The organism is Silanimonas lenta DSM 16282 (assembly GCF_000429065.1).
In the GTDB taxonomy this organism is placed as follows: Bacteria; Pseudomonadota; Gammaproteobacteria; order Xanthomonadales; family Xanthomonadaceae; genus Silanimonas; species Silanimonas lenta.
In genome coordinates this window covers 57,013-68,989 of sequence record NZ_AUBD01000008.1, presented here as the reverse complement: position 1 = coordinate 68,989, position 11,977 = coordinate 57,013, and the positions used below count along the sequence as shown (strand labels likewise).

At 69.9% G+C, this 11,977-nt stretch carries 12 protein-coding genes; all 12 read left to right on the top strand.

Annotation, left to right across the window (positions count from 1 at the left end; translation table 11 throughout):
• Positions 1-17: 17 nt before the first annotated feature.
• The 12 genes from G408_RS0104415 (at position 18) to G408_RS0104360 (ending at position 11,967) form a co-directional block, all read left to right on the top strand.
• Complete coding sequence (locus G408_RS0104415) at positions 18-932, top strand: ExeA family protein (protein WP_028770110.1); 915 nt, start codon at positions 18-20, stop codon at positions 930-932.
• Complete coding sequence (locus G408_RS15235) at positions 929-1,825, top strand: hypothetical protein (RefSeq protein ID WP_156890048.1); 897 nt, start codon at positions 929-931, stop codon at positions 1,823-1,825. The genes G408_RS0104415 and G408_RS15235 overlap by 4 nt, the downstream gene beginning before the upstream one ends.
• A 2-nt stretch (positions 1,826-1,827) precedes the next feature.
• Positions 1,828-3,561, top strand: coding sequence for a GspE/PulE family protein (locus tag G408_RS0104405; protein WP_028770108.1), 1,734 nt, complete (start codon positions 1,828-1,830; stop codon positions 3,559-3,561).
• A gap of 3 nt (positions 3,562-3,564) precedes the next feature.
• Positions 3,565-4,788 (top strand): type II secretion system F family protein, encoded by a 1,224-nt coding sequence (locus tag G408_RS0104400; RefSeq protein WP_028770107.1) that lies wholly within the window; start codon positions 3,565-3,567, stop codon positions 4,786-4,788.
• 8 nt (positions 4,789-4,796) lie between these two features.
• Positions 4,797-5,327, top strand: a complete 531-nt coding sequence (locus G408_RS0104395; RefSeq protein WP_028770106.1) for a hypothetical protein — start codon at positions 4,797-4,799, stop codon at positions 5,325-5,327.
• A 109-nt stretch (positions 5,328-5,436) separates the two neighbouring features.
• Complete coding sequence (locus G408_RS15720) at positions 5,437-5,907, top strand: prepilin-type N-terminal cleavage/methylation domain-containing protein (RefSeq protein WP_028770105.1); 471 nt, start codon at positions 5,437-5,439, stop codon at positions 5,905-5,907.
• A gap of 22 nt (positions 5,908-5,929) precedes the next feature.
• Positions 5,930-6,322 (top strand): type II secretion system protein, encoded by a 393-nt coding sequence (locus G408_RS0104385; RefSeq protein ID WP_028770104.1) that lies wholly within the window; start codon positions 5,930-5,932, stop codon positions 6,320-6,322.
• Between the two features lie 82 nt (positions 6,323-6,404).
• On the top strand, positions 6,405-6,893 hold the full coding sequence (locus G408_RS0104380; protein ID WP_051282614.1) for a GspH/FimT family pseudopilin: 489 nt from the start codon (positions 6,405-6,407) through the stop codon (positions 6,891-6,893).
• A complete protein-coding gene (locus G408_RS0104375) occupies positions 6,883-7,341 on the top strand; it encodes a type IV pilus modification PilV family protein (RefSeq protein ID WP_028770102.1) in 459 nt (152 codons plus the stop codon). Before G408_RS0104380 ends, G408_RS0104375 begins: the two co-directional genes overlap by 11 nt.
• Positions 7,342-7,343: 2 nt before the next feature.
• Positions 7,344-8,135: a prepilin-type N-terminal cleavage/methylation domain-containing protein gene (locus tag G408_RS0104370; protein WP_037412258.1), complete on the top strand. Its 792-nt coding sequence runs from the start codon at positions 7,344-7,346 to the stop codon at positions 8,133-8,135.
• Positions 8,132-8,521 (top strand): hypothetical protein, encoded by a 390-nt coding sequence (locus tag G408_RS0104365; protein WP_028770100.1) that lies wholly within the window; start codon positions 8,132-8,134, stop codon positions 8,519-8,521. Before G408_RS0104370 ends, G408_RS0104365 begins: the two co-directional genes overlap by 4 nt.
• Positions 8,518-11,967, top strand: a complete 3,450-nt coding sequence (locus tag G408_RS0104360; protein WP_028770099.1) for a DUF6701 domain-containing protein — start codon at positions 8,518-8,520, stop codon at positions 11,965-11,967. Before G408_RS0104365 ends, G408_RS0104360 begins: the two co-directional genes overlap by 4 nt.
• Positions 11,968-11,977 lie beyond the last annotated feature (10 nt).

Sequence of the window (11,977 nt, the reverse complement as noted above, 5' to 3'; positions counted from 1 at the left end):
GCCGGGGCAGACGGGCGATGTACGAGGCGTATTTCGGGCTTCGCCAGGCGCCATTCTCGCTCACCCCCGATACGGGCTTCTTCTTCCGCAACGAGGCCCATGTCGAGGCCCTGCAGGTCCTGCGGCTGGCGCTCGCGGCCGGCGAGGGCTTCATCAAGGTCACCGGTGAGGTGGGCACCGGCAAGACCCTGCTCTGCCGCCTGCTGCTCAATACCCTGGACGAGGCCTGGGTGACCGCCTGGGTGCCGAACCCCTACCTCGATCCCGATGCCCTGCGCCGCGCCATCGCCGACGAGCTGCGGGTGCCGCTCGGGCCCAGCCCGCGCCAGCACACCGTGGTGAAGAAGCTGCAGGAGCGGCTGATCGAGCTGGCCGGGCAGGGCAGGCGGGTGGCGGTGGTGATCGACGAGGCGCAGGCGCTCTCCGACGAGGCGCTGGAGGCCCTGCGCCTGCTCTCCAACCTCGAGACCGAGACCCGCAAGCTGCTGCACGTGGTGCTGTTCGGCCAGCCGGAACTCGATGAGCGCCTGGCGCGCCCGGGTCTGCGCCAGCTGCGCCAGCGCATCGGTTTTTCCTACCGCCTGCAGCCGCTGGATGCCGAGGGCGTGGCCCTCTACCTGCAGCACCGGCTGGCTGTGGCGGGCTACAACGGCCGCCCGCTGTTCGCACCGCGGGCCCTGCGCCGCCTGCATCGGGCCAGCCGCGGCATTCCGCGGCTGGTGAACGTGCTGGCGCACAAGGCCCTGCTGCTGGCCTATGGCCGTGGCCTGCGCGAGGTGGGGGAAGCCGAGGTGGCGCTGGCGGTGCGTGATACCGAGGATGCCGGGGCGGGAGTGCGCCCGGCGCGCCTTCGTCCTCCCATCATCGCCGCTGCGGCACTGGCACTGGTGCTGGCCGCCGTGGCCCTGTGGCGGCAGTGGGGGGCGGCATGAGCGTCATCAACCAGATGCTGCGCGACCTCGAGGCGCGTTCGGCCCAGGATCCCGCCCGCCGTGCCGCCCTGGCCGCGGCCGGCGTGCCGCTCTCCCGGCCGTCCCGGCCACGGCGAAGGGCATGGAACGTCTTGCGATGGATCCTGCCGGGCCTGGCCGGCCTCGGCCTGGCGGCCTGGTGGTGGCAGGGCCGTGAGGTGGCCGGGGGAGCGCAGGCGGCCCGGGTCGAGACGGTGGCCGGGAGTGCGGTTGCCCCGTCCGCTCCGGCCACTCCGCTGCCCGCCGTGGCGGAGACTCCCTCCGCCGCCCCGGCGGAGGAAACGCTGGCGCTGCCGGCAGCAGAGCCCGCAGATGCGCCCGGGGTGCCGGCTTCGCCTCCCGCACCTCCCGCCCCTCCCGCCCCTGCTGCGCCGCCTGCGCCTCCCGCGCCACCCGAGGTCGCGGGCCCCGCGCCTGCCGCGCAGGCGCCGCCCGCCCCGTCTCCACCCGCGCCGCCGCGGCGCCAGAGCATCGAGCGCATCGCACCGCCGGCGCCGCCCCCCCTGCTCGAAGCCGCCCGCGCCGCCCTCGCCGAGGGACGGGCTGACGAGGCGCTCGCCCTGCTCGAGGGTCAGGCCACGCCCTCGCCCGAAGCCGAGGCGCTGACCGCTGCCGCATTGCAGCAACTCGGCCGCCATGCCGAGGCTGCGGCGCGCTACCGCCGGGCGCTTGCCCGCGAGGGCGATGTCGGGGCCTGGTGGGCCGGCCTTGCCATCTCGCTGGAGGCCGAGGGGCAGGGCGCGGAGGCCCTCGAGGCCTATCGCCAGGCACAGCGCCGCGGCCCGCTCGAGGCCGCTTTGGCAGACTATGTGCGTGCGCGGGTGTCCGCCCTCGCCGCGGAACCACCGAGGTGACCATGTCCACGCCGCCCAGCGCCACCGCCAGGAAGATCCGCATCGGCGACCTGCTCGTCGAGAATGGGCTGATTACGCCGGAGCAGCTCCAGCACGCGCTGGCCGAGCAGCGCAAGCTCGGCTCCAAGCTGGGCCGCACCCTGATCGACCTTGGCATGGTCAAGGAGAACGACATGCTGGCGCTGCTCTCGCGCCAGCTCTCGATCCCGCTCGTCGACCTGCGCAGCTTCCGCTTCGATCCGGCCCTGGTGCGCAAGCTGCCGGAAACCCTGGCGCGCCGGTTCCGCAGCATCGTGCTGAAGGAGGAGGACGGGGCCTACCTCGTCGGCATGGCCGACCCCACCGACCTCTTCGCCTACGACGAGATCGCCCGGGCCCTCGGTGGCCGCGAGATCCGCCTCGCCCTGGTGCGCGAGGATGAGGTGCTGCGCACCTTCGATACCGTGTACCGGCGCACCGAGGAGATCAGCTCGCTCGCCCAGGAGCTCTCCGAGGAGGTGGCCAGCGACGCCGCGCTCGACGTCGGCCGGCTCGGGCTGGGCGAGGATGCCGCCGATGCGCCGGTGGTGAAGATGCTCCAGTCGCTGTTCGTCGATGCGGTGCAGGCCGGCGCCTCCGACATCCACATCGAGCCCGACCAGGACTGCCTGCGCCTGCGCCAGCGCGTGGACGGCGTGCTGAACGAACAGATCATCCGCGAGAAGCAGATCGCCGCCGCGCTGGTGCTCAGGCTCAAGCTGATGGCCGGCCTCAACATCTCCGAGAAGCGGCTGCCGCAGGACGGCCGCTTCCACATCAGCGTGCGCGGCAAGTCGATCGACGTGCGCGTCTCCACCATGCCGGTGCAGTTCGGCGAGTCGGTGGTGATGCGCCTGCTCGACCAGAGCGGCGCCATGCTGAATCTCGAGCATCTCGGCATGCCGGCGCCGATGCTGGCACGCTTCCGTAACGTGCTGCATTCGCCGAGCGGCATCATCCTCGTCACCGGCCCCACCGGCTCGGGCAAGACCACCTCGCTGTATGCCGCGCTGAACTCGCTCAACGCCCCGGAGAAGAAGATCATCACGGTGGAAGACCCGGTGGAGTACCGCCTGCCGCGGGTGAGCCAGGTGCAGGTGAATGCCAAGATCGGCCTCGACTTCGCCGCCGTGCTGCGCTCGGCCCTGCGCCAGGACCCGGACATCATCCTCGTCGGCGAGATGCGCGACCAGGAAACCGCCGAGATCGGCCTGCGCGCCGCCATGACCGGCCACCTCGTGCTCTCCACCCTGCACACCAACGACGCCGTGGGCACCGCCGACCGCCTGCTCGACATGGGGGCGCCGGGCTACCTGCTGGCCGCCTCGCTGCGCGTCATCATCGCCCAGCGCCTGGTACGCAGGGTCTGCGAGATCTGCGCCGAGCGCCATCTTCCCGATGCCAACGACCAGGCCTGGCTGGCCGAGATGCGCCCCGGCGTGGCGCTCGACGGCCTGCGCCGTGGCCGTGGCTGCCAGCACTGCAATGGCACCGGCTACCGCGGCCGCATCGGTGTCTACGAATACCTCGAGCCCACCCTCGACATGCTCAATGCCCTGCGCCGCGGGCAGCACGACGGTTTCGTGCATGCCGCCTCGAGAGCGCCGCTGTACCGCCCGCTGGCCCAGGCCGCGCTCGACTACGCGCTCGACGGCCTCTCTACGCTGGAGGAAGCCAAGCGCATTGGCGGCGAGCTCTCGCCGGGCGGGGTGCACTGATCCATGCCGGTCTTCCACTACAGGGCCCGCGATGCCCAGGGGCGCCTCGTCGAGGGCGATGTGGAAGGGCTCTCCGGCGATGCCGTGGCGCGCCAGCTCGGCAGCGGCGGCATGGTGCCGCTGGAGATCGTCGAGGCCCGGCCGCGCCGCGACCCGCTGGAGGCCCTGCTCGAGCCTCTGGGCCTGAACCTGCCCAGCCGGGTCGATCTCATCCTGTTCACCCGGCAGATGTATGCGCTCTCGCGCGCCGGGGTGCCCATCACCCAGAGCCTGCGCCGCCTTTCGGGTACCTCGCGCAATCCCGTGCTCGGCCGCGTGCTGCTGGCGATGCTGGAGGAACTGGAGGCCGGCCGCGACCTCGCCACCGCGATGGCACGGCACCCCAAGGTCTTCGGCCCGCTCCTGGTGGCCATCGTCCGCGTGGGCGAGGAGAGCGGCCGCATCGACGAGGCCTTCCTGCGCCTCAACCAGCACCTCGAGCGCGAGCAGAAGGTGGTGGAGCAGGTGAAGACGGCGGTGCGCTATCCGGTGATCGTGCTGGTGTTCGTGGCCATCGCCGTCTTCGTGCTGATGACCTTCGTGATCCCGGAGTTCGCCAAGCTCTACGGCTCCTTCAACGTCGAGCTTCCGCTGCCCACCCGCCTCATCATCGGCACCTCCAACTTCTTCGCCGCCTGGTGGTGGCTGGTGCTCGGCGCAGCGCTGGGCGGCGGGCTGTGGCTGCGCCACTACGTGAATACCGAGGCCGGTCGGCTGCGCTGGCACGGCCTGCTGCTGAAGCTGCCGATCATCGGCGGCATCGTGCTGCGCGCCACCCTGGCCCGCTTCGCCCGCGCCTTCGCCATGGCCATGCGTTCCGGTGTGCCGGTGCTGCAGGCACTCACCGTGGTGGCGCTGGCGGTGGAGAACGACGTGATCGCCCGCAAGCTGCTCGGCATGCGCGGGGCCATCGAGCGCGGCGAGAGCCTGACCCGGGCGGCCGCGGCACAGGACTGCTTCACCCCGCTGGTGCTGCAGATGCTCACGGTGGGCGAGGAAACCGGCCAGACCGATGAAATGCTGGTAGAAGTGGCCGATTTCTACGAGCGCGAGGTCGATTACGACGTGCGCAACCTCAACGATCTTTTGCAGCCCATCCTCACGGTGATCGTGGCCGGCATCGTCTTCGTGCTGGCGCTGGGCGTGCTGCTGCCGATGTGGGATCTCGTGAAGCTGGCGCGGCAGTGAGGCCCGCCATGGCCGGCGCGCCCCGTCCCGTGCTCGCCACCACCGGGGCCGGCTGGAGCCGGCGGCTTCGCCATGCGGCGGCCCTGCTGGTGCTGGCGCTGCTCGCCGCCGTGCTGCTGCGTGCCGGCCATGCCGTGCTGGCGGAAGGCGAGGCCCTGGCCCTGGACATGGCCGAGCGCCACCTGCGCAACCTGGTATGGCTGGAGGGCCAGCGCACCCTGGCGCGCGAGGGCGCGGCCGGGCTGGCCGCCCGGGTGGGGCAGGACCCGCGGGCCTGGGCCGAACCCTGGCCGGCCGAACTCGGCCCGGGGCGGACGGGGCCGTCTGCCGCCCCGGCCATCGACGCGCGCTGGCATTTCGACGCGGCCCGTGGCGAGCTCGTCTATACCCCGGCCTGGCTGCCCGAACCGGAGCGGCGCTGGCGGGTGGCGCTGCCCTCCGATGGCGACGGAAGCCCGGCGCCTTCCCTGGCACAGGGCTTGCTTCTCGAGCGGGTGCCCCCATTCCGCCCGGGGGCAGCGGGCCCGTCCCGGCCGTGACAGCATTTCACCGCCTCCGGTTCGCCGCCCGCCGAATCAAGGCGCTATAGTCGAAATGTGATGGGCTTCCTCATCACCCCGTTCCCCCTCCAACGACAGGTTTCCGCCAATGCGTCGTCAATCCGGTTTCACCCTCATCGAGCTCATCATCGTCATCGTCGTGCTGGGCATCCTGGCCGCGCTGGCGGTGCCGCGCTTCATCTCCCTGCAGCGCGAGGCACGGATTGCCGTCATCGACTCCCTGTTCACCAGCCTGCGTTCGGGCAGCAACGTGGTCTACGCCAAGTCGGCGGCGGCGGGTCGCGCCGGCCTTGCCAACAGCACCATCGATCTTGATGGCAGCGGCATTTCGGGGGGCACCATCCAGACCAACTACGGCTATCCGGCGGCGCGTTCGGCCGACCTGCAGCTGCTGTTCGACAACCTGTCGGCCCGGTATACGATCGGGGCGGGTGCCACCACCCCCGGCACCATGGTCACGATCAGCCTGGATGGCATCACCAACTGTTCCGTGAGCTACACCTCTTCCAATGCGGCCGGTGTTCCCCCCACCATCACCCGCAACGTCAGCGCCTGCTGATCCATCCTGCGAGGGCATTCCCATGAAGCACCAGTCCGGTTTCACCCTCATCGAACTCGTCATCGTCATCGTCCTGCTCGGCGTGCTGGCGGCGATCGCCGTGCCGCGTTTCGTCAACCTCGAGGACGATGCGCAGGCCGCGACGCTCAAATCCACCGCCGCGGCCATCACTTCGGCCATGAGCATCAACTACGCAGGTTGTGCGGTGAACAGCCATACGCCAGGTGATGATTGCCGTACCGTGGACAGCTGCGGTGATGCGGCTCAGGTGGTCAACGGTGGGTTGGGCGTTTTCCAAGTGGTGGCCGATACCGCCATCACTGGCGCGAACGGCACCACTCTGACCACCTGCCAAGTTCGTCGCGGCGCTTCTGGCCCGACCGAGAACTTCACGGCCATCAAGGCGGGCACCTGATCCTTCCTAACGCCGTCTCCAATGCGTCCCGGCACGGGGGCGGCAGGGCAGCCTGCCGCCCCCGTCTCGTCTCGGAGTTGCGATGAGGCCGCGCCCCCTTCCCTGCCATTCCCGGGCCGTCGCCGGCTTCACCCTGCTGGAGCTGGTGGTGGTGCTGGTGCTGCTCGGGGTGCTGGCCACCCTGGTGCTGCCGCGCGTGCTCGAAGGCAGTTTCCGGGATGCCGCCTTCGCCGAGCAGGTGGCCACGGCCTTCCGCTACGCCCAGCGACTGGCGGTGGCCACGGGCTGCGAGATCGAGGTGCAGGTGGATGCCGGCACCTCCAGTTACGCGGTGCGCCGCCGCGCCGATGGCACCGACACCCTCTGTGGCAGCAGCGGCCCTTTCACCCTCGACGTGCCAAGCCCCGGCGGTTCAGGGGCCTTCGCCGGCACCGCCACCGGCGGAGTGCGCGTAACCCAGGGCCTCACCCTGCGTTTCGACGCCGAGGGGCGACCCACGCCGGCCGGCGGCACCGTGGTGGTGGGCGGGCGCAGCATCGTCATCGAGCCGGAGACCGGCCATGTCCGCTGAGCGCGCCGCCGGCTTCACCCTGCTGGAACTGGTGGTCACCCTAGTGATCATCGGCGTGGCCTTCGCGGCGGTGGCCGGGCTGGTGGCTACGCTTGGCCGCGGCAGCGCCTCGCCGGTGCTGCAGACCCAGGGGCTCTACATCGCCGAGGGCTATCTCGAGGAGGCCATGCTGCGCGCCTATTCCGACCCGGACGGGGTGGCCGAGGGCTGCGGCGTGAGCCGCGACCTGTGGGACGACGTCGGCGATTACGCCTGCCTTGCCACGCCGGCGGCCCCCACCGATCCTTCCGGCGCGGCCTTGCCCGGGCTTTCGCGCTTCCGCGTGAGCATGACGGTAGGCGCGCCCAGCGTGGTGGGTGGGGCCAATACCCGGCGTGTCGAGGTGAGGGTCACCCATGTCGATGGCGGTTTCGACCTGCGACTTGCCGCATTGCGGGCGGAGTACTGAGCATGCGCGCGCAGCGGGGTTTCAGCCTGCTCGAACTGGTGGTGGTGCTGGTGCTGCTCGGCGTGCTGGCCACGATCTCGGTGGCCCTGATCCGCCAGCCCATCGATGCCAGTACCGACGTGCAGCGCCGCGCAAGGCTGGCCGACGCCGCCGACCAGGCCATGTCGCGGATCAGTCGCGATGTACGTCTTGCCCTGCCGAACAGTCTGCGGGTCAGCCCGGATGGCCGGGCCATCGAGATGCTGATCGCGCCGATGGCCGGGCGTTACCGGGCCAGACCCACGGCGGCCGGCGGTGGCGACCTACTCGATTTCACCCAGCCCGACGCCAGCTTCGACCTGCTCGCGCCCCTGCCGCAGGCGCCGGCGGCAGGGCAGTGGGCGGTGGTGTACAACCTCACGGCCGAGGGCCTGCAGGCCAATGCCTGGGCGGGCGACAACCGCGCGGTGATCGGCAGCGGCAGCACCGACTCGCGCATCGTGCTGGCGGTGCCTTTCCAGTTTCCCTTTCCCTCGCCGGGGCAGCGGGTGTACGTGGTGGACCGCGCCGTGCAGTACCGCTGCACCCCGGACGGCCGCCTGCTGCGCCATGCCGGCCATCCCCCGGCCGCCACCATGGCCGTGCCCCCGGCTTCGGCCGGGGCCCTGCTGGCCGAAGGCGTGAGTGCCTGCAGTTTCCGCTACCAGGCCGGCAGCGCCAGCCGCCGCAGCCTGGTCTCGCTTTCACTGGGGCTGAGCCGCGAGGGCGAGACCTTGAGCCTGCTGAAATCCATCCACCCGCCGAACCAGCCATGAGCCTGCCACGCCGACAACGGGGTTTCAGCCTGGTGGCCGCGGTCTTCGTGATCGCCGTGGCCCTGCTGATCGTGCTGGCCGCGGTGCTCACCCTCGGGGCCCGCAACCGCAGCACGGTACAGGCCCTGGAGGCGAGCCGCGCCCTGTTCGCGGCGCAGAGCGGCCTCGACATCGCGGTTGCCCGGGCGCTCTCCGGCGGCTGCGGGGCGGTACCGGCCAGCCTCGCCATCGAGGGGTTCTCGGTGGAGCTCGGCTGCACCCGCACGGCGGTGGACGAAGCCCCCGACAACTATGGCATCTATACCCTCACGGCCCGCGCCCAGCGTGGCCGTTTCAGTGACCACAGTTTCGTCTCGCGCCGCGTGCGCGCCATGGTGACGGAATGATTTTCCTGCGGCGTTTCAGCAAAGACATTGCCCTGTTCCTGGCCCTGTTTGTGGGGCTGGTGCCCGGGGTGGCCATGGCCCAGGTCGTGGCCCGGGATGATTTCGACACGGCGAGCTGGAGTGAGAGCACCGGATCCCTGCCCTGGAGCGGTGCCTGGGCCGTCAGCGGCAATGCCACTCGCAGCGGGGGAGAGGCGCTGCTGCGGGTCGACAATACCCGCATCACCCGCAGCCTGAACCTGGCGGGCTACGATGTCGCGCAGCTGAACCTCAGGCTCCGCTCGGCGTCGGGGATTCCGGCCAACTCGGCCCTGCGCATCCAGGCCGCTACTGCGGCTAGTGGTACGTTCACCACTCTGCATACGGTGAATGGTCCCACCACCAGCACCGATATCAGTCTGGTGCTCACGCCCTTCATTGCTGCTGCCACGACGATCCGCTTTGAGGTGGTCAATACGAATGGCAGCAATGACTTTTATGCCATCGATTTCGTCGAAGTGCGGGCCATCGCGCCGCAGTGCTTTTCAGAGGATTTTTCCGCCAGCAGCCTCGATCCTGCGGACTGGGCCACCAACTCGGTCAGTGGCAGCTTCGGGCAGCCGCGGATCATCAATGGACGGCTGCGGCTCACCGACAATTCGATCCGTGTCGCTACTGCGGCCTCTCTGCGCCGGTTTTTCCCCGGCGCCGACAATCGGGTCGTGGTGGAGTTCGATTACTTTGGCTACAACGGCAGCGGAGCGGATGGCATCGCCGTCGTACTCTCCGATGGCAGCGTGACGCCGGTGGCCGGCGCTTTCGGAGGTTCGCTGGGGTATGCGCAAAAGGCTCCTCCCCCCGCTTCGGACTGCGAAACTTCTACGGGCTGCCCGGGGTTCGCCGGTGGCTGGCTGGGGGTGGGGCTGGACGAGTTTGGCAATTTCTCGAATCCTACCGAGGGGCGCGTGGGTGGCCCTGGTTCCCGCCGGGATGCCATCGCGCTGCGCGGCTCGGGAAGTGGCACCACGGGCTATCGCTATCTGGCGGGAACCAATACGCTCAGCCCCGGGGTCGATATTTCCGGCAGTACGCCCGGTCCCAACCACCGCTACCGGATCACCGTCGACAACCGCACTGGCGCTGTTGCTGGGGCGACGGTGAGCGTGGAGCGCCGTACCACTCCGAGCGGCAGCTTCGTCTCTCTCGTTTCGCCCTTCGACATCTTCAGCGCCAATCCTGGTCAGGCACCGGTGCCGGAGAATTTCCGGCTCTCTTTCACCGGTTCCACCGGCGGCTCGACGAATATCCATGAACTGGACAACCTGCGGGTCTGCGCCACCCGCATCAACCAGGTCGTGGAGATCGACCATTTCCGCTTCTTCCACGATGGCCAGGGCCTGACCTGCGGGCCGGAGAGCATCGTGGTGCAGGCCTGTCTCGATCCCAACTGCACCCAGCAGGTGAGCGGTCCGATCCAGGTCACCCTGCAGCCTTCGGGCTGGGTGGGCGGAGACACCCAGACCATCGTTTCCGGGCAGACCCTGCAGTTGCGGCGTACCACCCCGGGCAACGTGACCTTCGCCGTCTCGGCGAGCAACCCGCCGCGCCGCCCCTTCACCCCGGACCGCTGCTTCGTCGGCGGCGTGCAGCAGGCGAACTGCAATTTCAATTTCGCCGATTCCGGCTTCATCCACGACGTGTCCAACCACGTCTCGGCGGTGGAACAGGTGCTGAAGATCAGCGCGGTTCGCCGCGACAACACTACCCAGCGCTGCGTGCCCGGCTTTGCCAACGTGACCCGGACGGTGGGGTTCTGGTCGAACTACCTCAATCCGACGACCGGCACGCGCCCGGTAGTGGTGAACGGGGCGAACATCGGCACGGCATCGCCGGGCACCAATCTCACACTGGCCTTCGACGCCAATGGCGAGGCCGAGCTCCGCGTGCGCTATGCCGATGTGGGGGCGGTGCGGCTGTTCTCCCGTTACGTCGGCAGCGCCGCCACCGAAGATGCCAGCCTCGTCATGACCGGGCAGGACGATTTCATCGCCAAGCCAAAGGACTTCCTGCTCTCGGGGCTCACCGGCGCCTTTGGCAGCGGTGGGGCCAGCGATAGCGGCGGAGCGCGTTTCCATGTCGCGGGCCAGCCCTTCACGGTCACGGTGACGGCGCGTAACAACGACAACCAGCCCACCCCCAATTTCGGCCGCGAGCAGGTGCCGGAAGGCGTGCGCCTCGAGTCGGTCCTGCAGGCTCCGGCGGGAGGTATCAATCCGGTGCCGGTGGCATCGCCCGGCTTTGGCAGCTTCAGCAACGGGGTTGCCAGCGGACAGTGGCGCTGGGACGAGGTGGGCATCATCAGCCTCGTGCCGCGCCTTGCCGACGGCGACTATCTCGGTTATGGCACGCCCGCACAGCCGGCGCCGGGCAATACCCCCGATGTCGTGGGCAGCGCACTGCCGAATGTGGGCCGCTTCATCCCCGCCCGCCTTGCCATCACTCCGAACACGCCCACGCTGATGCCGGCCTGCGCGGCCGGCGGCTTTGGCTACACCGGCCAGGAGTTCGGTTTCGCTGCTGCACCCGAGCTCACGGTGCGGGCACTGAATGCCCTGGGTAACACCACGCAGAACTATGTCGATGCCGGGCCGGGCAATGCTTTCTGGAAATTCCCCGGCACGATGGCGAACCGCAGCTACACCAGCACGGCCACCGGCACGGTGGCGCTGCTTTCCCGTACCACGAATGGCGGCAATGCCACGCTTTCGGAGCAGACGGCCGCACCCTTCGACGGCACCGGGCGGGTCACCATCAGCGGTGACCGGCTGACCTACGCCAGGCCGACGACGCCCGAAGCCCCCTTCGAGGCACAGATCACCCTGACCCTGCCGGCAGCCGACCTCACCGACAGCGATGGCGTCTGCCACGACGTGGCCCCCTTCGGCAGCTGCGATCCCTTGAGCATCCCCGGCATCGCCGGCACCTCGCAGCGCTGGGGCCGCATCGCCATGACCAATGCCTTCGGTCCGGAGCTTTCCGACCTGCGGGTGCCGATGCGCGCCGAGTTCTACAACGGCACCACCTTCGTGCCGAACCCCAATGACGTCTGCTCGGCGGTGGCGATCGCGCCCTTCGTCGACGTAAATGCGGGCGACACCCTCGTGCCGGCCGATACCTGCGTGCAGGACAGCGGCAGCCCCGGCGCCAGCGGGCGCGGCTGCGCGGCCCCCGGCCCCGGGGATCGGCGCTTCACCGCCACGCCCGGCGTGGGCAACCCCGGCAACTACGTGCTGTGGCTGCGCGCCCCCGGCGCGGGGCGGGTGGGCGTGCTGGACGTGACGGCCACGGTTCCCGACTGGCTGCGCTTCGACTGGCGCGGCACCGGACCGGTGGCGCCCACCGCCCGCATCGGCTTCGGCGTGTACCAGGGCGACCGTCGCGCCATCCACGAGCGCGAGGTGTACTGAAGAGTGGGAT